At 56.4% G+C, this 20,835-nt stretch carries 24 protein-coding genes; 9 read left to right on the top strand and 15 right to left on the bottom strand.

Annotation, left to right across the window (positions count from 1 at the left end; all coding sequences use genetic code 11):
* Window positions 1–118: 118 nt before the first annotated feature.
* From AC2FLA_RS20130 to AC2FLA_RS20115, 4 genes are all read left to right on the top strand, one after another.
* Complete coding sequence (locus AC2FLA_RS20130) at window positions 119–598, top strand: SRPBCC family protein (RefSeq protein WP_108860189.1); 480 nt, start codon at window positions 119–121, stop codon at window positions 596–598.
* Between the two features lie 80 nt (window positions 599–678).
* On the top strand, window positions 679–2,865 hold the full coding sequence (uvrB, locus tag AC2FLA_RS20125; RefSeq protein WP_496724701.1) for an excinuclease ABC subunit UvrB: 2,187 nt from the start codon (window positions 679–681) through the stop codon (window positions 2,863–2,865).
* An 81-nt stretch (window positions 2,866–2,946) separates the two neighbouring features.
* Window positions 2,947–3,729 carry a hypothetical protein gene (locus AC2FLA_RS20120; RefSeq protein ID WP_496724699.1) on the top strand — a complete coding sequence of 261 codons (783 nt, stop codon included), beginning with the start codon at window positions 2,947–2,949 and terminating at the stop codon, window positions 3,727–3,729.
* Window positions 3,730–3,868: 139 nt separating this feature from the next.
* Complete coding sequence (locus AC2FLA_RS20115) at window positions 3,869–4,576, top strand: ORF6N domain-containing protein (protein ID WP_496724697.1); 708 nt, start codon at window positions 3,869–3,871, stop codon at window positions 4,574–4,576.
* Here AC2FLA_RS20115 and AC2FLA_RS20110 read toward each other — a convergent pair.
* The 3 genes from AC2FLA_RS20110 to AC2FLA_RS20100 form a co-directional block, all read right to left on the bottom strand.
* Window positions 4,573–4,926: an MmcQ/YjbR family DNA-binding protein gene (locus tag AC2FLA_RS20110; protein ID WP_496724695.1), complete on the bottom strand. Its 354-nt coding sequence runs from the start codon at window positions 4,924–4,926 to the stop codon at window positions 4,573–4,575. The genes AC2FLA_RS20115 and AC2FLA_RS20110 overlap by 4 nt on opposite strands.
* A 50-nt stretch (window positions 4,927–4,976) precedes the next feature.
* Entirely contained in the window at window positions 4,977–5,267 is a 291-nt protein-coding gene (locus AC2FLA_RS20105) for a hypothetical protein (RefSeq protein ID WP_058273445.1), read from the bottom strand.
* A gap of 96 nt (window positions 5,268–5,363) precedes the next feature.
* Entirely contained in the window at window positions 5,364–5,669 is a 306-nt protein-coding gene (locus AC2FLA_RS20100) for an excalibur calcium-binding domain-containing protein (RefSeq protein ID WP_496724732.1), read from the bottom strand.
* Window positions 5,670–5,909: 240 nt separating this feature from the next.
* Between AC2FLA_RS20100 and AC2FLA_RS20095 the strand changes: the two genes are divergently transcribed.
* Entirely contained in the window at window positions 5,910–6,413 is a 504-nt protein-coding gene (locus AC2FLA_RS20095) for a HugZ family pyridoxamine 5'-phosphate oxidase (RefSeq protein ID WP_496724693.1), read from the top strand.
* On the opposite strand, the gene AC2FLA_RS20090 is transcribed toward AC2FLA_RS20095, so the two are convergent.
* On the bottom strand, window positions 6,398–6,805 hold the full coding sequence (locus tag AC2FLA_RS20090; protein WP_108860159.1) for a universal stress protein: 408 nt from the start codon (window positions 6,803–6,805) through the stop codon (window positions 6,398–6,400). The genes AC2FLA_RS20095 and AC2FLA_RS20090 overlap by 16 nt on opposite strands.
* A gap of 65 nt (window positions 6,806–6,870) precedes the next feature.
* Window positions 6,871–7,197 (bottom strand): antibiotic biosynthesis monooxygenase family protein, encoded by a 327-nt coding sequence (locus AC2FLA_RS20085; protein WP_058273448.1) that lies wholly within the window; start codon window positions 7,195–7,197, stop codon window positions 6,871–6,873.
* 122 nt (window positions 7,198–7,319) lie between these two features.
* On the opposite strand from AC2FLA_RS20085, the gene AC2FLA_RS20080 reads away from it, so the two are divergent.
* The gene (locus tag AC2FLA_RS20080; RefSeq protein ID WP_496724691.1) at window positions 7,320–8,003 is read left to right on the top strand and encodes a hypothetical protein; all 684 of its coding nucleotides are present in this window, start codon (window positions 7,320–7,322) and stop codon (window positions 8,001–8,003) included.
* 21 nt (window positions 8,004–8,024) lie between these two features.
* Here AC2FLA_RS20080 and AC2FLA_RS20075 read toward each other — a convergent pair whose 3' ends face one another.
* The 5 genes from AC2FLA_RS20075 to phhA form a co-directional block, all read right to left on the bottom strand.
* Window positions 8,025–10,313: a glycosyl hydrolase family 28-related protein gene (locus AC2FLA_RS20075; RefSeq protein ID WP_496724689.1), complete on the bottom strand. Its 2,289-nt coding sequence runs from the start codon at window positions 10,311–10,313 to the stop codon at window positions 8,025–8,027.
* A 135-nt stretch (window positions 10,314–10,448) separates the two neighbouring features.
* Entirely contained in the window at window positions 10,449–10,850 is a 402-nt protein-coding gene (locus AC2FLA_RS20070; protein ID WP_496724687.1) for a DUF4864 domain-containing protein, read from the bottom strand.
* Window positions 10,851–10,898: 48 nt separating this feature from the next.
* Window positions 10,899–12,473, bottom strand: coding sequence for a lysine--tRNA ligase (locus tag AC2FLA_RS20065; protein ID WP_496724685.1), 1,575 nt, complete (start codon window positions 12,471–12,473; stop codon window positions 10,899–10,901).
* A gap of 121 nt (window positions 12,474–12,594) precedes the next feature.
* Window positions 12,595–12,948, bottom strand: coding sequence for a 4a-hydroxytetrahydrobiopterin dehydratase (locus AC2FLA_RS20060; protein WP_496724683.1), 354 nt, complete (start codon window positions 12,946–12,948; stop codon window positions 12,595–12,597).
* Between the two features lie 7 nt (window positions 12,949–12,955).
* Complete coding sequence (phhA, locus tag AC2FLA_RS20055; RefSeq protein ID WP_496724681.1) at window positions 12,956–13,756, bottom strand: phenylalanine 4-monooxygenase; 801 nt, start codon at window positions 13,754–13,756, stop codon at window positions 12,956–12,958.
* Window positions 13,757–13,865: 109 nt separating this feature from the next.
* Between phhA and AC2FLA_RS20050 the strand changes: the two genes are divergently transcribed.
* Window positions 13,866–14,333 carry an Lrp/AsnC family transcriptional regulator gene (locus AC2FLA_RS20050; protein WP_496724679.1) on the top strand — a complete coding sequence of 156 codons (468 nt, stop codon included), beginning with the start codon at window positions 13,866–13,868 and terminating at the stop codon, window positions 14,331–14,333.
* 81 nt (window positions 14,334–14,414) lie between these two features.
* Complete coding sequence (locus AC2FLA_RS20045; protein WP_058273455.1) at window positions 14,415–14,837, top strand: tellurite resistance TerB family protein; 423 nt, start codon at window positions 14,415–14,417, stop codon at window positions 14,835–14,837.
* Window positions 14,838–14,839: 2 nt separating this feature from the next.
* On the opposite strand, the gene dacB is transcribed toward AC2FLA_RS20045, so the two are convergent.
* The 4 genes from dacB to AC2FLA_RS20025 all read right to left on the bottom strand — a co-directional run bounded on the left by dacB (window position 14,840) and on the right by AC2FLA_RS20025 (window position 18,101).
* On the bottom strand, window positions 14,840–16,318 hold the full coding sequence (gene dacB, locus AC2FLA_RS20040; RefSeq protein WP_496724677.1) for a D-alanyl-D-alanine carboxypeptidase/D-alanyl-D-alanine endopeptidase: 1,479 nt from the start codon (window positions 16,316–16,318) through the stop codon (window positions 14,840–14,842).
* Window positions 16,319–16,383: 65 nt separating this feature from the next.
* Window positions 16,384–17,004 carry a nicotinate-nucleotide adenylyltransferase gene (locus AC2FLA_RS20035; RefSeq protein ID WP_496724675.1) on the bottom strand — a complete coding sequence of 207 codons (621 nt, stop codon included), beginning with the start codon at window positions 17,002–17,004 and terminating at the stop codon, window positions 16,384–16,386.
* A gap of 32 nt (window positions 17,005–17,036) precedes the next feature.
* A complete protein-coding gene (locus AC2FLA_RS20030; RefSeq protein WP_496724673.1) occupies window positions 17,037–17,504 on the bottom strand; it encodes an MOSC domain-containing protein in 468 nt (155 codons plus the stop codon).
* A gap of 12 nt (window positions 17,505–17,516) precedes the next feature.
* Window positions 17,517–18,101 carry a hypothetical protein gene (locus AC2FLA_RS20025; RefSeq protein WP_496724671.1) on the bottom strand — a complete coding sequence of 195 codons (585 nt, stop codon included), beginning with the start codon at window positions 18,099–18,101 and terminating at the stop codon, window positions 17,517–17,519.
* Window positions 18,102–18,312: 211 nt separating this feature from the next.
* On the opposite strand from AC2FLA_RS20025, the gene ettA reads away from it, so the two are divergent.
* Window positions 18,313–19,968: an energy-dependent translational throttle protein EttA gene (gene ettA / locus AC2FLA_RS20020; protein ID WP_496724669.1), complete on the top strand. Its 1,656-nt coding sequence runs from the start codon at window positions 18,313–18,315 to the stop codon at window positions 19,966–19,968.
* Between the two features lie 240 nt (window positions 19,969–20,208).
* Here ettA and AC2FLA_RS20015 read toward each other — a convergent pair whose 3' ends face one another.
* A complete protein-coding gene (locus AC2FLA_RS20015; RefSeq protein WP_496724667.1) occupies window positions 20,209–20,520 on the bottom strand; it encodes a hypothetical protein in 312 nt (103 codons plus the stop codon).
* Window positions 20,521–20,835 lie beyond the last annotated feature (315 nt).

Genomic DNA, 20,835 nt, shown 5'->3' with positions numbered 1-20,835 from the left:
TGCGTCAGAGTACAGGCTGGGACAAGATGGGAATTGCCGCGGCTGGTCACGCTCTGATGTCAGAAACTGTCATCAGGGCCTTTTATAAATCGTGCAAGGCCATCAAGAGGACACCGACATGATCCACCACAGAAAAAGCCTGGAAATCGACGCCCGGCCCGAATCCCTTTGGGCCATTCTAAGCCGTTTCATGCATATCGACGAATTCGCGCCACAAGTCGCCTCGGTGGATGCGCTGACGACTGGGCAAGACGGCGTCGGGTCGAAACGGCGTTGCCACTTTGAAAACGGCACCTCGCTGGTCGAGGAAGTGACCGATTGGCAAGTCAACAAAGGCTATCGCGTACGCTTGTCAGAGATGCCGGCGATGCCTTTGACCCAAGCACATGCGGCCATCACCATCGAACCCCTCGCGAATGGCCATTCGCGAGTCGTCTGGAGCATGGATTACCAGATGAAATATGGCCCGCTGGGCTGGCTGATGGGTCAAACGCTGATGAAGGCGATGATGGGCCGGGTTCTGGAGAGCAATCTGAAAGCGCTGGCCGACAAGGTGCAATCGGTTCAAATCCCCGATGCACAGTATGCCTATTACTGAAACTGAGTTTCTGAACCGGATCAGGCCTTGCAGTTGGACAAAATAAGAACAAATGTAAGGGCCTGACCCGGAGCCTGCCTATGCCCTATGCCCATTCCGACAAGACACAGCTGACCGCTGATGACGTTCGCGCGCGCTTGAAACTCGAGGGCGGCAAGCAGTTCGTCATGCATACCGAGTTCGCGCCTGCTGGTGATCAGCCAACTGCGATCAAGGAACTGACCAGCGGTATCTTTGACGGCGAAAGAGAACAGGTTCTGCTGGGCGCGACGGGAACCGGCAAGACGTTCACTATGGCCAAAGTGATCGAAGAAACCCAACGCCCTGCGATCATCCTTGCGCCCAACAAGACGCTGGCGGCCCAGCTTTATGGCGAATTCAAAGGCTTCTTCCCGGAAAACTCGGTCGAGTACTTCGTCTCCTACTACGACTATTACCAGCCCGAGGCCTATGTCGCGCGGTCAGACACCTATATCGAGAAAGAATCCCAGATCAACGAACAGATCGACCGGATGCGCCACTCGGCCACCCGCGCGCTGCTGGAACGCGATGACGTGATCATCGTGGCCTCGGTCTCGTGCATCTACGGTATCGGATCGGTCGAAACCTACGGGGCGATGACGCAGGACCTGAAAGTCGGCAACGAATACGACCAGCGTCAGATCATGGCCGATCTGGTCGCTCAGCAATACCGCCGCAATGATCAGGCGTTTCAGCGCGGCTCGTTCCGGGTGCGGGGCGATTCACTGGAAATCTGGCCTGCCCACCTTGAGGATCGCGCCTGGAAGTTCTCGTTCTTCGGTGAAGAACTGGAAACCATTACGGAATTCGATCCGCTGACCGGCGAACGCGCCGCGTCGATGGAGCAGGTGCGCGTCTATGCGAATTCCCACTACGTGACGCCGAAGCCAACGATGAACCAAGCGATCATCGGCATTAAAAAGGAACTGCGCATCCGGCTGGACCAACTGGTTGGCGAGGGCAAGCTGCTGGAAGCCCAACGGCTGGAACAGCGCACCAACTTCGATCTGGAAATGCTCGAGGCCACCGGCGTCTGCAACGGGATCGAGAACTATTCGCGCTATCTGACCGGGCGCGCGCCGGGCGAACCGCCCCCGACCCTGTTCGAATTCATCCCCGACAACGCCATCGTCTTCGCGGACGAATCTCACGTCAGCGTGCCGCAGATCGGCGGCATGTACCGGGGCGACTACCGCCGCAAATTCACGCTAGCCGAACACGGGTTCCGCCTGCCGTCTTGCATGGACAACCGACCCCTCAAGTTCGAGGAATGGGACGCCATGCGCCCGCAATCCGTCTTCGTCTCGGCCACCCCGGCAAAATGGGAGATCGAACAGACCGGCGGCGTTTTCACCGAACAGGTGATCCGCCCCACAGGCCTGCTGGATCCCGAGGTTGAAATCCGCCCTGTCGGCATGCAGGTCGATGATTTGCTGGACGAGGTGCGCAAGGTCGCCGCCGATGGCTATCGCACGCTAGTCACAACGTTGACCAAACGCATGGCCGAGGACCTGACCGAATACATGCACGAACAGGGCATCAGAGTCCGCTACATGCACTCGGACATCGACACGCTGGAACGCATCGAAATCCTGCGCGACCTGCGGTTGGGCGCGTTCGACGTGCTGATCGGCATCAACCTGCTGCGCGAGGGGCTCGATATCCCCGAATGCGGCCTGGTCGCCATTCTGGACGCCGACAAGGAAGGCTTCCTGCGATCCGAGACATCACTGGTTCAGACCATCGGCCGCGCCGCACGGAACGCCGACGGGCGGGTGATCATGTATGCCGACAAGATCACCGGCAGCATGGAACGCGCGCTGGATGAAACCAACCGCCGTCGCGCCAAACAGATCGCCTATAACGACGAACACGGCATCACCCCCGCGACGGTGAAGAAGAATGTCGAGGACGTTCTGGCCGGGCTCTATCAGGGCGACGTCGACATGAACCGCGTCACCGCCACCATCGACAAACCGATGCACGGCGCCAACCTTGAGGCGCATCTGGACGGGCTGCGCGACAAGATGCGCAAGGCCGCCGAGAACCTGGAATTCGAAGAGGCCGCGAATGTTCGGGATGAGATCAAACGTCTGGAAGCGGTCGATCTGGCCATCGCCGACGACCCCATGGCGCGCCAATGGGCGGTCGAGAAAGCCTCGGAAGACGCAGTGAAATCACGTGGACGGTCAACGGCCGGCAGACCGGGGCAGCGAGGTGGGAATGTGAAGCGGAGGAAACGGTAACATATTGTTCAGAAAGCGCTATTGACGCTGCCACTTACAAATATAATTTGTCCAAAACTTCAGTTCCTTGAGGATTCGAATTTGGACTTTCTAAAAGACCTATCTGAAGCATGGTCACAACGCTTGCGAAGCCCATTTATTGGATCGATTGCTCTCAGCTTTTTTGCGATCAATTGGCAACCAATCTGGTACCTTGTTTTTGCTAACCGTCCAGTTCGGCAAAAATTTCTCTATTTCGATGCTAATACATGTGTATTTTCACTCGCCGTTCTTCCCATAGCAATAGGTGTACCACTCGCGCTGGCATCGCCTTGGCTACGGACCTTGGGGGCTTGGTGGGCTCAAGGCCCCAATGGCAAAATGAAAGAGATTCAGCACAATGCCGCGCATAAACTAAAGATTCTGGAAATCACGAACGAACTCGCCCGTGTTGAGGCAGAAGCTAACCTTCAAGCAACTCAGGAGAGAGCCAAAATAGATGCTGCAAAGCGATTAGAAGAAGCAGCGAATGTTGGCGGTGAAGAGCTTAAGGAAGAGATTAAAGGTGAGAGGCAAAAAAATGTGCAGGAGCAAGACAGCGTTGCTACAAATTTTGACATTTCCCCAAAAGCATTACAGTTCTTAGAATTCATTAATGAGAACAGGTCAGGTATCTTCCACCTAAGTGATCGTAACAAAAAATATACTATTACTCGGGGCCCCAATGAATCTCGAATTGATACTAGAGAGGGTTTTTTGGCAATGAAAGATGCCGTAAAGGAACTTAGAGAAAGAGGTCTAATCGAACAAAAACAGGATGCTATTTCGAATATGGGGTACTCTTTTCTGCGTGGATTAAATGCAACCGATGGGCAGAGTACTTGAGTCTAAGCTTGGCAAAAGCACAGGCGCAGTGGGGCAAATTAGCCCTTCGATATCACCGCAGGCCCCACACTCCACCCTTGCAGCCCAGCGCGCACTCCTCCACGTTTGAAATCACAGATTGTGATTCCAAACGGTTGCCATGACGAACCCGCAAAACCTGCCCAGCACGCATGAGGTCCAAAGCGCCATTCACCGGGTGCGCGGCACTCGCGTGGTGCTGGCCGAGGATCTGGCGCAGTTCTACGGAAAATCCGTCAGCGCCTTCAATCAGGCCGTCTCGCGCAACAAGGACCTGTTCGAGGGCTACCGCTTTCAGCTGACCGATGCCGAGGTCGCTGATTTGCAATCACGGAATGTGATCTCAAAACCCAAAGGACGTGGCGGGCGGCGGGTCAATCCGTGGGTCTATACGGATTACGGCGTGGCCATCGCCTCGGCCCTGTTCAAGGACTCGCGCGCGATCAAGATCACGCGAATGATCACCGAGGCCTTTGTCGACGGCGCAAATGCGCTGGCCGAGACCCCGCGCAGTGTGCCGGAAATTCTGCCGCCCGAGGACGCACCCGCCCCGCTGCTTCCCAATGGCGATCAACTGCGTGATCTGGCCGAAAACATCCTCGATTCCGGGCAACAGAGCCTTGTCGACTATATCGCCAACCCCACCACCAAGCGCCAACAGGCGGTGGCGATGATCATGAAAACTCTGGCTGAGACCGCAGGCGAAGAGGTGCGCACCCAGCAGGAACGCCTGCGCCTGCGCATTGCCGAGCGTCTGGCTACCGGTGACTACACGGATGACGGCGACCGAAAACAACTGCTGGAATTGCTGCAGGCGATGAAGGGCTAAAGGCCCAATTCCGCCCGCAATTTCTTGGTCAGCTTAGCCACGACCAACTCGTAGGACGTCACGATATGCTCGCGCAGCGACGCATCGCTCATCCCGCGTTCGTCATAGACCTGTAGCCATTTCATGCCCCGCGACGCCAGATAAGGCGCTGGGCGGATGCCGGGTTCGCTGCCCAGCACCTCAAAAGCCAGATCGGTCGCTTTGAAAGTGAAAGCATCCTTGCCGTCGTTCCAGCCACAGAGCGCAAAAACCTTGCCGCCTACTTTCCATACATCCGCATTGCCCCATTGCACCACATGGCTGGTGGCTTTGAGGTTGGCGCAAAAGCTGTTGAATTCATCGCGGGTCATCAGCCCAATTTTGGCGATTGGGTGTGTTTTGGCAAGCGCTGGTCGAGGTTTTATCCCTTGTCCCAGTGAACCACCACATCAAACCCCGCAGGGGATGGTGGACCTTCCAGAAACTCGGCGAAATGGCCCCAAAGTTTGGCCACTTTGGATGCGTTGGCGTTTGATGTTTCCTCGCTTTGGACAACTGCGACGACAAATCCGGTGCCGTCTTCATTCATGACATTGGTAAAGCTGTGCATGCCTTCCATGCCCATAATCTGGTCTTTCAATTCATTCATTTTGGCCTCGGCAGCATCCCGCATGCCAGGCTTCATTTTAAACTGCGTAATACGTGCAAACATGACTTTCCTCCCTTTCAGGGCGAAATCCCCCACTGACGGCCGAAGCGGCGCGTCACGTGCACTATAGCATAGATTTGAATGTTCAGGTCGAGGTGATCAGGGCCGGACAAACTTGGCCGAACCCACCTGCCGTTGCGGCGCCGTCGCAGCTGGTTGAGGGTCCGCAGCCGGTTGGGGGGTAGCGAACTGAGGAACCGTCGCCCCGCAGGCAACACCATCTCCATCCGTATCGTTGCGCGCGTGATATCCCGGCTCACCGTCCCAGTACGGCCCTGGCACCAAGGCTTCGGCGGCTTGACAGCCAGCCAAGGCCACAAGATGCAACAGGGCATCGGGACTTTCGAATTCGGATGTCCGCAAAAAGACACCTACCGCGATCGCCGCGGTGGTGGCGGGCAACATGAGGATCATGAAAATGATGCGTACAGGCGACAACGCTCGTCTGCGCAGCGCATCCGCGCGCCGATGCCGCGCTGCGGCTCTTTGGTTTTTCTTATTCGAGCCCTGCTCGGAATCATTGAGCGCCATTCCCGACACTTAAACCGGGTTTGTGGCAAAACCGAGACCCGAAAGCCCCTCTCGCGCATAGGTCGCTTTGCGGATAATGTTGCGTCCGGATGAACCCCCAAGGCTAAAACACCGATGACCAAAACCGACCCGTATCGCCCGGTTGATGACACAGCCTGCCAAATGGCCCGCGACCTGATCGAAAACGCGACGTTCGGCGCGCTGGCCGTGCTGCGCCCCGATAGTGCGTTGCCTTCTGTGTCGCGCGTGGCCCTAGCAACGGATGGTCAGGGCCGGCCGGTCACGTTGATCTCAACCCTGGCCGACCACACCCGGGCACTGACCACCAATCCGGCCTGTGCCCTGTTGATTGGTGAACCCGGTGATAAAGGCGATCCGTTGACGCACCCAAGGTTGACGCTACATGCCATCGCGCAATTCGTCGCCAGAGAGACAGAGAAACACGCTGCGCTGCGCGCGCGGTATCTGAGCCTCAGGCCCAAGGCCAAGCTCTATGCGGACTTCACCGATTTCGGGTTTGTCACGTTCACCATTTCCGAAGCGATATTGAACGGTGGCTTTGGCAAGGCATGGCGCCTTGCCCCAACCGACATCTGGCCCGATCAGCGCACCACATGAACAGCGCAGGCCGCATGGCGCACCACATGATTAGTCGTTGAGCCCAGCAACAGATCCTGCATCCCCGGGCGGTGAGACGCCATGATGATCAGGTCAGGCTTATGTTCGACTGCCCAGTCAAGAATTGTCCGGCCCGAATGACCCTCGACCAGAACACCTTTGGCGTTGGGCAGTTTTTCCGCAAGCGCGTCCAGTTCCATCTGCAGCGCCTTGCGAGCTTCGGCCAGATACTCGGGCGGCATGTAGGAAATGGCGTAGCTCGGAATATGCTCGACCACGTGCAGCAACGTGACCTGCGCATCCGATGTCGCCAGTATTTCGGCCAGTTTCAACGGCCCCGAGATATCCCTTTCGGCATCAAAGGAAATGGGGACAAGAATATTGTGATACATGACGCACACCTCCGTTTTCACACCTGAAGCCTGCACCATCTCAGGCCGTTAGGCATTGATTCAGATCAGGCTCCACCAAAGGTCCCGGCCACCTCATACATCACGGGCTCAAAACTTTTGCACAGCTCGTTAATCTGCCGATTGCGGTTTCGCATTTCCGTGGTGCGCAGCATGGCCAGAAAATCCTCGCGGCGTTCCCATTGCGAATAGTTGGCGATCCGCGTCTGCGCGTCATTCACGTGCAGTCCCGCGGCGACAAATCCGGGCTGTTTCGAGATGAATTCCGCATAAGCATCCGTCAGAGCTTCCAGCAGGTCCTGGCAGGTGCCGGGCGTCATTTCAAAGGTCGTGATAACTGTCTGGACGCTGGTGTCTTTGGCAATCTTCGGCATCTGGATTCTCCTCTATCTGTTTCAAACCTAACATAGGTTTTGAAAAGGTCTTGTGTTTCCTTTGCCATTCAGCGGCATAGAATTCCTGCAGATTTGGGCGAAATCCTAACGATCCGTTAACCATGCTGACAGATGCTGCGCGCATGCGCCGGGTTTCAATCTTTCTGATTTTGCTCTTGGCAGCCTCGCCAGCCTGGTCTGGTGCATGGTTGCGGGATAAGGGCGCAGCTTTTGTATCGACTGCCGTAACGGCGTTTAAGGAACCGGATTACGGATACGACTACAAAGGGTCATTTTATGCCGAGTACGGGTTGCGAGAAAAGCTAACGCTTGGCCTGGACGTTGAAGAGCACCGCGACATTTATGGGCATGCTCTGGTGTTTGCCCGCTTGCCTGTCGTCGATTTCGAAAAGGCAGGGCGTTTTGCTGCCGAGATTGCAATCGGCGCCCATCATCGCCAGATGCGGGCCTGGGCCTTGTACAAAGCCACGCTTTCGTACGGCAAGGGGTTTCAGACCGGCTGGGGCGATGGTTGGATCGCCATTGACGCTGCGCTGGAATTTCGAACGCATGATGCGGTATATCGGAAGTTGGACCTTACTGCAGGCCTGTCATCCCCGCGCCTTATTAACCCCCTGCTGCAGATCGAAACCGCGTACCAAAGCGACCAGCCCCTGCACTGGAGGATCAAGCCCTCGATCATGATCCGCACCAAGGACAGCCCCACCACATGGGTTTTAGGCCTGGAGCGCAATGATGCCCGCAAGAATACGGGCATCAGGCTGGCAATCTGGAATACGTTCTAGAAAGCCTGTGGCACGCGCCGCTTAGTATTCCATACGCATGATGGCCGACACCGATCCACTGACGGGCAAAGGCCAGCGCATTTGGATGGTTTCTTGATTTGCGCCCTGCTCTAGCTCGACATAGGGCGTGGCGTGAACGATCTGCCCGCCCGCATTTCTGAGCGGCCCCAACACCGTAACCGCATCGCACCCGCGTGCCTTGCCGCCAAAGGGCAACCGGCCGTCAGAAGGAATGGTCCAAACCGAGGATGCCGATTGTTGCGAGCGTCGGATCCGCAACGGGTTTTCCACCTTTGCGTTGATGCCATTGAACGTGTTGTCTTCGAAAACCACGTTCAGATGCGCCGAGTGGTTCAGATCGGCAAAACTGGTATCAACGCGGTCGGCCCGGTCGATGCGACCGCTGCTTGAACGGAATTTATTCCCGGTCACGACCACCCCGTTCAGATAGTGCCCGGCCCCATGAGGGCGAATGACGATCTGACTGAACCACGGCGCGACTTCGCTGGCATAAAAGATGTTGTCCGAAATGGTCATCGAACTGAAGGAGTATCCGCTCGTGTAGACCGGGTTTGCATCCCGCTCGTTAGTCCATTCGACAAAGCAATTATCGACATAATTCTCGGAAATAGTCGAGCTGTTATAGGTCCCGGTCATGATCAACCCGGCACTGCGGATACCCTGCGGAATGCTGTCACCCTGGAAAAAGTGGTTGCCTAAGATCAGGTTGTTGGATCCGGCCAGCACAGCAAAATGCAGGAACCGCACGGCGCGATTGTGCCGTAGTTTGATATCGTTTGCGTTGGCGTTCAATGCGATGGATTTGCGGTCGGAAACGTTGAAGGATTCTTCGGTCGACAGGAACTGGCAATTGTCGATCAGCATCCCCTGACATCCTGTCCCGTGCGAGGTGATGCCCCGATCCTTGGGCCGGCTGAAAAAGCAATTCGTCACCGCGAAGGTACTGCCAGACGGCGCAAGTCGGATCGCACTGCTGCGACCGTTGCACTGAAATTCGATCTCTTCCATGCCAAATTTGCGCAACGTACTGAAGCCGCTGAAATCCAACAGGTATTTGAACGACTGGAACGTGAAGGTTTGCGTCCCCGCCGCATCATAGAGCGGGTCATTCAACCTGATTTCTCCGGCACCGACATCTTTGGAGCGCACATAGATTTCACGCCCAACACCATTGCCCTGCACCAGCGCGCCAACTGGAATGTTGGCGATGTTTCCCACATTGGTCAGCTTGGTCGAATCCGCCGGGTTGTAGGTTGCGACCGAGGTGAAGGTCTCGGTATCCCAGGCCGCGCTGCTTTTGACATCGAACTGTCCGTTACGGACGATTCGCCGGGTCGAAAAACCGCCCTGCCGGTTCGGAACGGCAGCGGCCATGTCAATTGGCGCTGTGACCGAGATTTTGCGCCCGCCCATGTCGAGTGATTCATGATCCGAATTGTTCAACAATGCCTGGAACGCTTTTTTGAACGCGAGTTCTTCGTCCCCGAATGCTGCGATGTAAGCCGGAAGGTCGAAGTTCTTTGTCAGCAACAGCATCTTGTCGTCAGGCATGGTGATAGTGCCTTCAAAATCCATCTCGGACGACATCGACGTGTTTTGCGCCAGCAAATAAGTGCCTTTCGGGACATAAATCCTGCGACCGCCAGCTGCCTGATCCGCTGCTTCGAACGCTACGGAATCGTCGACGACGCCATCGCCGATTGCACCATAGTCACGCACGTCGACAGTGCTGATCATTTCGCGCAAGAAGATGCTGGTGACATCGGAGATCTCGATATCATCGACCCGAACGAGCGACCCATTGGCACCGTCGATGTTCAGACCGAAATGCCCATAAAGCGCTGCAACGCCCCAGGGCATATCGACGCCCGAGCGTTGACCATTGCCTACGATCGCTGTGATTTCGTGGACGGTGCCATAACCCGATAGCTGCGTGACCGGTCCCTGATCGACAATTCCAACCACTTGCTGGTCGCCGGCCCCGCCAGCCCAGGCCGCAATACGAACCTGGGGCAAGGGGCCGCTGATAGCTTTGACTCGCGCCTTGATCTGCAGATAGCACCCCGGGAACAGGGGCGTCTGCCCCATATATCGCAGCTGTTGGGTTGCCTGCACCTTCAGGATTTCAAGACAACCGCCAAAATCCGGATCCGCCGGAACAAATGCCCCGTTCGGTGCCCCGTTATAGGTTGGCGAACCTGGTGTCCCGTCGCCTCTGGACCAGACGCTCAGACCATTGGCAAAAGCAGGTGGCATGAAGACGATACCGTCGGTGATTGCCTTGTTCATAGAAATCCCTTTCCCAATCGCGCGCAGCAGGTCACCACGCGCACAAACCCAGTGTCCGGGGCTGCCCGAACGCAAAAGCCTGAGTACCGAATAGGGATTAACCGCCGCTCATATCACCGTGACGGTGGTGTTGCATCATGCAGCCGGATCTGAATTTCCCAAAAGCTGCACACCATTGATCTTCCAGCCGTTTTCTTGCTGGACCATCTGATAGTCCAGAACGTGCACCTGCCCGTTGCCATCCGTGATCATGACCTTCTGCCACAATGCACCAGCAACCTCTCGCAGTTCCAGAAAGCGAACATCGGCAGGCCTCCAGACCATGGGATAGCCATTGCGAACCATCGTTCCGAAGTTCTCAGGCGTTCCGAAAAAGTTCTGGATGTTGGGGCTTGCGAAGGTAAAGGCAGTGGCAAAATCATCTGCCTTGAATGCCTGTATCTGCGCCGCAATATTTGCCTCGATCTCGGCACTTTGGGCGAACGCGCCCGTGGCCAGTCCGGCACTGAGTGATACAGCAAGTAGTAAACGACGCATGGGATCACCTCCTGATGAAAGAGTAGCCCCATGCGGTTTCAGGTCAAATCAGGCCAGATCCCCGGCCAAAGCCTTGTCGATCAGTGCGATGGTTTCGGGCACGCCATAAAGGGCGATAAACCCGCCAAAGCGTGGACCCTGCGAGGCACCCAGCAGCACCTCATAAAGCGCAGTGAACCATCCGCGCATCGGGTCGAACCGCTCGCGTCCGATGGAATACACCACCGACTGCAGCGCTTCGTCCTCAACCGGACCATCATAGGCCTCAAGCGCCGCTTTCAAAGCCTCCAGCGCTTCGCGTTCCTGATCGGTCGGCGCGCGGTGCTGGCGGGTCGGCTTGACGAAATCGTTGAAGTAACGCACGGCAAAGCCCGCAGCCTGATCCAGGTCAGGATGGGTGTCCGGCGTGGCCTCGGGCGCATAGTGACGGATAAAACCCCACAGCGCCTCTTTGTCCTCGGCCCCGGACACAGACGCCAGGTTCAGCAGCATCGCGAATGGCACGATCAAGGTGGATTCCGGAACGTTCCCACCGTGAATATGCCAGACGGGATTGTTCAGCTGTGCCTTCAGATCCTGCCCAGGATAGGCTCGCAATTGTTGATGATACTCGTCATAAGCTTTCGGGATCACATCAAAATGCATCCGCTTGGCCGTCTTGGGCTTTTGATACATGAAGTAAGTCAGGCTTTCGGTCGGCGCATAGGTCAGCCATTCGTCGATCGACACACCATTGCCCGAAGATTTGGAAATCTTCTGACCGTTCTCATCCAGAAACAATTCATACGAGAAATGCTCGGGCGCACGCCCGCCCAACGCACGGCAAATCGCGTCATAGATCTTTTCGTTCGTGGCGTGTTCCTTGCCGTACATCTCAAAATCAACGCCCAGCGCAGCCCAACGCGCGCCGAAATCCGGCTTCCACTGCAGCTTGACGTTTCCGCCCGTGACAGGAACGGTCCATTCTTTGCCAGCCTCATCGTCGAAGGTCACGGTGTAGGTCTCAGCACAGACCTTTTTCATCGGCACATACATGACCCGCCCGCTTTCGGGGTGCAGCGGCAGGAAGATCGAATAGGTCTGCTTACGTTCGTCACGCAGGCTTTTGAGCATGATCGCCATGATCTCGTCATAACGCTCAACCGCACGCTTCAGGATCTCGTCAAACCGTCCGGACTCGTAGAATTCCTTGGCCGAGTAGAACTCATACTCGAACCCAAAGGTGTCCAGAAAACGGCGTAGCATCGCGTTGTTGTGCTCGCCAAAGCTGTCATGCGTGCCGAACGGATCAGGCACCGAGGTCAACGGACGCTGCAAGTGCTGTTCCAAAATCTCGGGGTTCGGTACGTTGCTGGGCACCTTGCGCATGCCGTCAAGATCGTCCGAAAAACAGATCAGTTTGGTCGGAATATCCGACAGCGCCTCAAACGCGCGTTTGACCATCGTCGTTCGCGCCACTTCGCCAAACGTGCCGATATGGGGCAGACCCGACGGGCCGTAGCCCGTTTCAAACAGCACGTATCCCTTTTCCGGAGCCCCTTTCTGATAGCGTTTGAGCAACCGGCGCGCCTCTTCAAAAGGCCAGGCCTTGGACGACATTGCGGTTTCACGCAGTTCAGACATCAGATTTGCTCCATCGGGAAAAACAGTGCAGGTCGCCCCATGCAACCGACCGACCCCTCCTATTGTGCCGGTGCAGCATGAGTCAATAAAGCGCGCTGTTTTTCCTGATGGATTGGCCGATTTAAGCGGTCAACTGATCCAGTTTGGCAGCCCAGATAAAGTCGTTCTCACTCAGGCCACCGATTTCATGGGTCGTCAGTTTGACGTCCACATATCCCCACCCGAAACAAACATCCGGGTGGTGTCCCTGCTGATCAGCCAACCACGCGCAGAGATTTGCTAGATAGGTTGCTTTGGCAAAACCCTTGAACTTGAAATGTCGACTCAGCATCATTGCGTCTGCATCCAGTTGCCAGCCCGACGAAAGCTCGGCCATGTGGGTGTTGGCCTCATCGCGTGTCAAAGCCGGGACGCCGCCGGAACAGGGCACACAAGTACGGTCCGACAGACTGCAGGTTTCTCCTAATGTGGTCATGATCCGTTTACTCCGCTGCGGTTGCTTTTGGTGGGAACTTATTGGGCAACAATCCTATGGATTGGGCCTTATGCACATCCGCCAACAGATCACGTTCGGCGGCCGCAAACAGCTCCTCAGGTGAGTTTAACACGAAATAGCCCATCTGGTGCATGTCGATCCGATAGGGGGTGCGCAGGATTGTCATAATGTCGAACGGGTCCCGATCGGGGATGTCGCTCTCGACGGCATAGACAAGCTCGGTCGGCGAAGATGCAAGCCCTGAGCCCAGCGCCCTGATCTCACCATCCTGACGGCGCAGTCCAAATTCGATTGAGAACCAGTACAGTCGGATCAGCCAAGAGTAATCATTGTCGCTGGCCTGTACCCCGGCCTTCCCAATAGCATGGCTAAAGGCTGCAAAGCGGGGATCGCTCAGCAGAGGTGTATGGCCGAAAATCTCATGAAAAATGTCAGGTTCTTCGATATAGTCGAAATCCTCGCGCGACCGGATAAAGGATGCCGCGGGAAACACCCGGTCCGCCAACATGCCAAAAAAAGTCTTAAATCCGATCAGCGCAGGCACCGGTTGGACCCGCCAGCCGGTCATATCCAAAAGCCGCTCAGAGATATCGGCGCAGGACGGCACGGTGGCTTTTGGCAGGTCCAGCCGCTGCAGCCCGTCCAGGTAGTCCCGCGCCATATAGCGCTGAACGTTTTCCTCTTGCGCCGCGTAGAGGTCGGCCCAAACAGCATCCTCTTCCGGCGTATACGCGATATGGCCGCGCGCATCGGCAACCTTTGCGGCGTATTTGGTCGACTTGGGCATCACTTTTCCTCCCTTATGAAAAGAATACGCCCTCTGATTGAAAAATTTGGTTTGAATTAACAGTCGAACACCAGTAATTTGGCAATCACATATCATTGAATCATGATTTATGAGACAAACGCTTCAATCCGCCGATATCGCCATATTGCAAGAACTTCAGAAGGATGGCCGTCAATCCATGCAGGACCTTGCGGATCGCACGGGGTTATCCGCTTCGCAGTGCTGGCGGCGTGTGCGTGACCTTGAGGCCGCTGGTATCATTTCCGGCTATACCGCGCAGGTACGCGCCAAGTCTGTTGGGTTGAACGCCATAGCCTACGTTCACGTAGCTTTGCGCGAGCATCAGGAGGAAAGCATCAACGCGTTCCTGCGCCTGATTGAAACCGAACCTCAGATCGTCGAGTGCGCCTCGATCACCGGGGATCACGATTTCATTCTGAAAGTCTATGCCAAGACCCCAGAGGAGCTTGAGCACTTCATTATGCAGCGGCTTTTGAAATCCGGGCTTGTGCGCGACACGCGCAGTAATTTTGTATTGCGACAAACCAAAACGCGCGGTCCTTTGCCCATTCTCTAGCCTCGCCGAAGCGAAACCCGTTGAACCTGCCCGCTTGCCCACCTATCGTGCTGACGCAGAAAGCCTAATCAGGACGACACCATGACCGAACAAGTACCCCATCCAATGTCCCCTCAGGATTGCCTTGTAGCGATCATGGTTGCAATCTCTGCGTCTGATGAGACCATCCGCACCGCTGAGCTGGTCAAGATCGAAGGCGCGGTCAATATGCTGCCGGTTTTTGCCGAGTATGACATCGACCGTACCCGCCGCGTTTCGCAAACCGTGTTTGACCTGTTTGAACAAGAGGACGGGCTGGACGCCCTGTTCGGCCTGATCCGTGACAACCTGCCCGAACGGCTGAACGAAACCGCCTATGCGCTGGCCTGTGATGTGGCCGCCGCAGACGGCTCGTTGGCGGAATCCGAGCTGCGCCTGCTTGAAGAAATTCGTTACGAGCTGAGCATTGATCGCCTGCATGCCGCCGCGATCGAACGCGGCGCTCGGGCACGTCACACTACCTGATCTTAGCTTCCGGCCATAGACCCCCAGCGCTCGATCAGTGCGCGTTGGAGTTTGCGCGAGCGATTGTTCCAGCTTCGCGCGCCTTGTGGTCGTTCGCGCTGCGCGCGCGGGATCGTGGCCCGATGGTCGACATCAGCGGTGAAAATGGCAAAGGCCAGTTCCGAGCCGCCCGGAGTTGTGATGAAGCCGCCAAGACCAGAAACAAAATTCAGCGTACCGGTCTTGGCATCGACCTTGATCGGGTGATCTTTGACAGGCCGCCCCTGACTGTCCGCAAGGGTGAATTTTTTCAGCAATGGTTTCAATGCGCCCGCTTGTTTCGCCGCGACCAGTGCTGTCACCAAAGCGCCCGGTGCCATTCGGGACGCATCGCTTAGACCCGAGTGGTCCACCATCGCGATACCCGTCACGCCATATGTCTCGGTCGCCCAACGGTTCATTTCGGCCGCAGAGTCCGCCAAGGTTTGCAAATTAGCGCCGCGCGCTTGCGAGGCCGCCAACCCGACCATCTCAGCCGTCAGGTTGGTCGAATACTTCAACATGCCGCGCAAGATACTGTCCAGCGGATCACTGTGATGCACCGCAAGCGGGGTTCCCTTCGGTGCTTCGCGCATGACTTGAACGCGACCCAACTGGATCCCATTCGCACGCGCCAGCGTCCTGAACACATCCCCCGCATAAAGCGCAGGCTTGCGCACCGGCAACCACCGCGCCCCACCAGTACCAAGCGCCCCTTGCGCCACGGTCCAGCGGTCCTGCCGCGCGCTGGATTCATAGGTGTAGATAGGCGCTTTTCGTTTCTCAATCTGCATAGAGGCCACATCGACCGACGGTTTGTACCGCGCGCTGCGCGCATCCATGGATACGTCATAACGGGTACCATCACGTTTCCACTCAAAGTGCACCCGGTTGAAATTCAACGATATGCCACTGATGGAAGGGCTATAGCCCAGATGATCCGGCTGCCCCGGATCGATGCTGAACACATAAGGCAGCGCCCCCTCAAAAACCTTGAACGCACCCTGAACCTCGGAAATCCCAGCCTCACGCAAATTCGCCGCCATATTGGCCAACGCATTGGTGTCCAGCAGCGGGTCGCCACCTCCCATAAGGATCAAGTCACCTTTCAGGATACCATTTTCGATCGGTCCATCCGCCATCAGGGCGGTTTCGAACCGGTAGTCCGATCCCAAGACATCCAACGCATAAAGAGCTGTCAGCGCCTTGGCCACGCTTGCTGGCGGCAGCCCCTGATTGCCACTGTACTCTTCCAGCTGCGTGCCCGTTGTTGCATCCGCCACCGCGAACACCACCTCACCACGCAGCCCGGCCGCTTGGACAAGCCTCTCGACCCCGGTCGGTACGTCGCCGCGCAATTGAGGGCGCAACGAGACCAAAGGCGCCTCGGCCAGCACAGCAGAGGGGATCAAAGCCGCCCCCAGCCCTGCTAAAAATCCACGTCGAGAAAATCGATCAGTCATAAGTCGAATAAAATCTCACAGATAAAATACGCACAACCACAGATATGGATTATGCGCGCATGGGGCTATTCCGGCAACACCTCAGCGCCCCAACCGCCGTGCGCCCGGATTTGGCTGGAACTTACATCGACCATCGGTACGTTCACGAAACACCACGCGGGCGCATCGGCGCGCCCCAGCAGACGCCGCGCCTGCCCATCTATGCGGTACTTGGCGTAAAGCCGCGCAGCAGGGGACATTCGCGCAGAAATCCGGTCGCCGGGGCGCGCAATCACACCGACAGGCACGATGTCCATGATCAACCGCCAATTCTTCCACTTATGGAACTGCGCCAGATTATCCGCGCCCATGATCCAGACAAACCGCACTTTGGGATAAAGACGCCGCAGTTCGGCCAACGTATCCGCTGTTGCGCGCGTCCTGGTGAGCGTCTCGATATCCGTCACCTCGACCCCAGGGTGTTGCATCAGCCCGCGCGCCGCCGCCATTCGCTGCGCAAGCGGCGCAGGCCCCCGCGCCTTCAAAGGGTTGCCCGGAGACACCAGCCACCACACCCGATCCAGGCCAAACGCCTTCATCGCCTCAAGCGTGACATGCACATGCCCCTGGTGCGGCGGGTCAAACGACCCTCCGAACAGCCCAATGACCTGCCCGGGCCGCGCGTATGGAATACTAAAACGATCCATGCCTTGCTGATGTTCAGAACTGGTCAACGTTGTCAATCAATCGGTCGAACCTCATCGCCCAACGTGACCCGCCCCGGCCGCACCACCTCGGCGCACCACCCACCATGCCCCCGCACGGCGGAATAGCCGCCTTTGCCCAGCGCCTCCTCCATCCGGCTGCACGGCGCGCAGATCACGGCAAAACGCAGAACGGCCTCGCCTACCTGCACCTCACGCCCCTTGAGCGCCGCCAGATTGATCCCTGACACCACCAGATTGCGACGCAGGATGTCCGGAGTAACCGGCCCCTGCCCAAGATATGACCCAATCGCCGCCAGATGCTCCTGCTGGATCAGCGTCACCGCCCGCTTGCCTGCGCGGCCCCGGTCGCCATCAAGCCCATTGGTGGAGATCATGCCTTCCTCAGCCGCGACCATCTCCGCACGACGCTCAGGTCGCAGACCGATCCAGCCAATACGGCCAGGTTTGCACCAGTTGGATATCAATACACTCAGGGACAAATAACCTCCGGTTTATCCGTTCATACATGTTTTGAATTCGGCGGATTCAGCAATCTCTTTTAGCGGCAAAAACGGAACGTCACTTTCGACAATACACTTAATATGAAGCTTGGAATCTGCTGACTGCTGCTTCCATTCAATCTGAGGATAATTAACGCTCTTTGGCAATTCCACCTTCGGTTCGATGAAAAATTCCAAGTATGCCAAATAGACTTGAGCTCTGATCTCATCACCAGTCAAAGCTACATATTTAAGCATCTGGTGCAAAAGTGACTTTTTGAGCTGTCGGTAGTCTTCGGTCAGTGCGAACTCTTCCTCGATATTTGCAAGTGATTGAATGAACTTAAAGGTAACATAGTACCTGATATCGTGATCTGACGCATTCGAAACACTAAGCATAGTCAAAATACCTGCAGAAGCAAAATCACCCCCTTCGATTTGAGACGTCGACATCTGCGCCACATTGTATGTTGAGCAATAAGTTGCGTCTTTGTACGCCTTGCAGTCCGGCAAATATTCGGCACGAACCGCCATTGAACTGATCCCCCCGAAAGCAAAAAAAGCCATCGAAAATATCACATAACTACTCATCTTCATTTACCAATCTCCCGTTTGGGTTGTGTGTATACAGCAATCCTCACAGAGGAAATCCCCAGCACCCGGACCCCGCTGGTTTTAACCACTGGGCACTACGTCCCTGCAAACTGTGCAAACAGCTTCATCCGGCCTGATTGTTCATGATTGCCCCCATCCCAACCATCCGCTATCACACCGCCCAACCTGATTTCCCCGACCCAGAGGACGCGACATGGCCGCCTATCAATATGTCTACCACATGCAGGGTGTCTCAAAGACCTATCCCGGTGGCAAGAAGTGCTTTGAAAACATCCACCTGAGCTTTCTGCCCGGCGTGAAAATTGGTGTTGTCGGCGTCAACGGCGCCGGTAAATCGACGCTGATGAAGATCATGGCTGGCCTCGACAAGGACTTCACCGGCGAGGCCTGGGCCGCCGAGGGTGCCAAGGTCGGCTATCTGCCGCAGGAACCGAAACTGGATGAAACCCTCAGCGTTCGTGAAAACGTCATGCTGGGCGTGGCCGAAAAGAAGGCGGTCCTTGATCGCTATAACGAACTGGCGATGAACTACAGCGACGAAACCGCTGATGAGATGGCCAAACTGCAGGACGAGATCGACAGCCAGAACCTGTGGGACCTCGACAGCCAGATCGACGTCTCGATGGAGGCGCTGCGCTGCCCGGCCGACGACGCCAACATCGCCAACCTTTCAGGCGGTGAGAAACGCCGTGTCGCGCTCTGCAAACTGCTGCTGCAGGCCCCCGACATGCTGCTGCTCGATGAACCGACCAACCACCTGGACGCCGAAACCATCGCCTGGCTGCAACAACACCTGATCGACTACAAGGGCACCATCCTAATCGTCACCCACGACCGCTATTTCCTAGACAGCATCACCGGCTGGATCCTTGAACTCGACCGTGGTCGGGGTCTGCCTTACGAGGGCAACTACTCCGCATGGCTTGAACAAAAGGCCAAACGGCTGGAGCAGGAGGCGCGCGAGGACAAGTCCAAGCAGAAGACCCTGCAGCGCGAATTGGATTGGATGCGTCAGGGCCAAAAGGCCCGTCAGGCCAAATCCAAGGCCCGGATCAACGCCTATAACGAGCTGGCAGACCAATCCGAACGCGAAAAGCTGACCCGCGCCCAAATCGTCATCCCCAACGGCCAGCGCCTTGGCGGCAAGGTGATCGAGGTCGAGGGCCTATCAAAACACATGGGCGACAAGCAACTGATCGAAGGGCTGGATTTCGCCCTGCCCCCCGGCGGAATTGTCGGTGTCATCGGCCCCAACGGTGCCGGTAAATCGACCCTGTTCAAGATGCTCACCGGTCAGGAACAGCCCGACAACGGCACCATCACGCTGGGCGACACGGTCGAGCTGTCCTATGTCGACCAGTCCCGCGACGACCTCAAGGACAACGACACTGTGTGGGAGGCGATCACCGGCGGCGCCGAGATCATCCAGCTGGGCGACGCACAGGTCAATTCCCGCGCCTACTGCTCGTCCTTCAACTTCAAGGGCGGCGATCAGCAAAAAAAGGTCTCACTGCTATCCGGTGGTGAGCGCAACCGCGTCCACATGGCCCGCCTGCTGAAAGAGGGCGGCAACGTCCTGCTGCTCGACGAACCGACCAACGATCTGGACGTCGAAACCCTGCGCGCGCTGGAAGACGCCCTGGTCGATTTCGCAGGCTGCGCCGTAGTCATCTCGCACGACCGCTTCTTCCTCGACCGGATCTGTACGCATATTCTGGCGTTCGAGGGCGATGCCCATGTTGAATGGTTCGAGGGCAACTTCGAGGACTACGAAGAGGACAAAAAACGCCGCCTTGGACCGGACGCGCTGGAGCCCAAGCGGTTGAAGCATAAGAAGTTTGCGCGGTAAAAACTTTATTTGAAGCCCGGAACCAACGGATATGATTCCGGGCCTCAAATAGCTTGTTTGGAGTGAGTACCAGCGTAACTATCGGTAATACGGTTTGACCAGGGCGTGCGGCCATCTTTCTTAGCTTCTCAAGATCATTTGTGCGCCTTAAGCAGCCGGTCGGAGTTCAGCCTCTCGCAACATAAGTCAGGTTGTCCGCGCATTCTCGATCTGTGCCTTACAACAGCTTGTGGAAATCAATTACTTTTGCGACTGGCCGACTGGCTGTTGGTTTTCACCACTCCGAACCTGTTTCTCGTTCAGAACATCTCCAAAAAGCACAGTCAGTTCTTTTTTGTTGACCGCTCCAGAATTTGCAATTTGCGTTTTCCCGGCAAGCTTTTGGGGCACCGAATTTGCCTGCTCCGCTGATTTGAAAATATGGTCTAAGATCGACTTGAAAAACATATCTTTCACCGTGCGTATTGGATTTCTCGAAATTGTTTGAAACTGAGTATTCGTTGCAATGTTCCGCTGCGGGCCGATCCGAGCGTGCGGTGGACGTCGGCTCAAGGACCGTATTTCCGTGAGTGGCCACCCGCAGCGGTGCAGCGTACATATGAAAGAAAGATCAAGCGCCAACGGGGAAGAAAACCGCGTTCCGCATCATTTTTGAAAAGCCTGTCAAAAAGTCATTTTGTGATGCGGCTTTGCGAACAAAAGCTCATGCCACTGCCACTCCATTCCGGATCAACGCGACCCGCACGAATATCGCGGCGTATCGACGAATACGGCCAATGGGTTGGGTGCGCTAGGGTCAGGACCCATTGATTTCCGCTTGGCTGCGTGATTCACGGTTCGAAAATCGAGCGGTGACCATGTCTGATC

This window comes from Ruegeria sp. CDSA033, assembly GCF_059612305.1.
Note: the sequence above shows the minus strand (reverse complement) of the source record. Positions and strands in the feature narration are given on the sequence as shown.

What these genes read in the sequence shown, in the direction of transcription:
- AC2FLA_RS20130 (WP_108860189.1), top strand. Translation starts at nt 119, where the DNA reads ATGATCCACCACAGAAAAAGCCTGGAAATCGACGCCCGGCCCGAATCC.
- uvrB (WP_496724701.1), top strand. Translation starts at nt 679, where the DNA reads ATGCCCTATGCCCATTCCGACAAGACACAGCTGACCGCTGATGACGTT.
- AC2FLA_RS20115 (WP_496724697.1), top strand. Translation starts at nt 3,869, where the DNA reads ATGACGAACCCGCAAAACCTGCCCAGCACGCATGAGGTCCAAAGCGCC.
- AC2FLA_RS20110 (WP_496724695.1), bottom strand. Translation starts at nt 4,926, where the DNA reads ATGACCCGCGATGAATTCAACAGCTTTTGCGCCAACCTCAAAGCCACC.
- AC2FLA_RS20105 (WP_058273445.1), bottom strand. Translation starts at nt 5,267, where the DNA reads ATGTTTGCACGTATTACGCAGTTTAAAATGAAGCCTGGCATGCGGGAT.
- AC2FLA_RS20100 (WP_496724732.1), bottom strand. Translation starts at nt 5,669, where the DNA reads ATGTTGCCCGCCACCACCGCGGCGATCGCGGTAGGTGTCTTTTTGCGG.
- AC2FLA_RS20095 (WP_496724693.1), top strand. Translation starts at nt 5,910, where the DNA reads ATGACCAAAACCGACCCGTATCGCCCGGTTGATGACACAGCCTGCCAA.
- AC2FLA_RS20090 (WP_108860159.1), bottom strand. Translation starts at nt 6,805, where the DNA reads ATGTATCACAATATTCTTGTCCCCATTTCCTTTGATGCCGAAAGGGAT.
- AC2FLA_RS20085 (WP_058273448.1), bottom strand. Translation starts at nt 7,197, where the DNA reads ATGCCGAAGATTGCCAAAGACACCAGCGTCCAGACAGTTATCACGACC.
- AC2FLA_RS20080 (WP_496724691.1), top strand. Translation starts at nt 7,320, where the DNA reads ATGCTGACAGATGCTGCGCGCATGCGCCGGGTTTCAATCTTTCTGATT.
- AC2FLA_RS20075 (WP_496724689.1), bottom strand. Translation starts at nt 10,313, where the DNA reads ATGAACAAGGCAATCACCGACGGTATCGTCTTCATGCCACCTGCTTTT.
- AC2FLA_RS20070 (WP_496724687.1), bottom strand. Translation starts at nt 10,850, where the DNA reads ATGCGTCGTTTACTACTTGCTGTATCACTCAGTGCCGGACTGGCCACG.
- AC2FLA_RS20065 (WP_496724685.1), bottom strand. Translation starts at nt 12,473, where the DNA reads ATGTCTGAACTGCGTGAAACCGCAATGTCGTCCAAGGCCTGGCCTTTT.
- AC2FLA_RS20060 (WP_496724683.1), bottom strand. Translation starts at nt 12,948, where the DNA reads ATGACCACATTAGGAGAAACCTGCAGTCTGTCGGACCGTACTTGTGTG.
- phhA (WP_496724681.1), bottom strand. Translation starts at nt 13,756, where the DNA reads ATGCCCAAGTCGACCAAATACGCCGCAAAGGTTGCCGATGCGCGCGGC.
- AC2FLA_RS20050 (WP_496724679.1), top strand. Translation starts at nt 13,866, where the DNA reads ATGAGACAAACGCTTCAATCCGCCGATATCGCCATATTGCAAGAACTT.
- AC2FLA_RS20045 (WP_058273455.1), top strand. Translation starts at nt 14,415, where the DNA reads ATGACCGAACAAGTACCCCATCCAATGTCCCCTCAGGATTGCCTTGTA.
- dacB (WP_496724677.1), bottom strand. Translation starts at nt 16,318, where the DNA reads ATGACTGATCGATTTTCTCGACGTGGATTTTTAGCAGGGCTGGGGGCG.
- AC2FLA_RS20035 (WP_496724675.1), bottom strand. Translation starts at nt 17,004, where the DNA reads ATGGATCGTTTTAGTATTCCATACGCGCGGCCCGGGCAGGTCATTGGG.
- AC2FLA_RS20025 (WP_496724671.1), bottom strand. Translation starts at nt 18,101, where the DNA reads ATGAAGATGAGTAGTTATGTGATATTTTCGATGGCTTTTTTTGCTTTC.
- ettA (WP_496724669.1), top strand. Translation starts at nt 18,313, where the DNA reads ATGGCCGCCTATCAATATGTCTACCACATGCAGGGTGTCTCAAAGACC.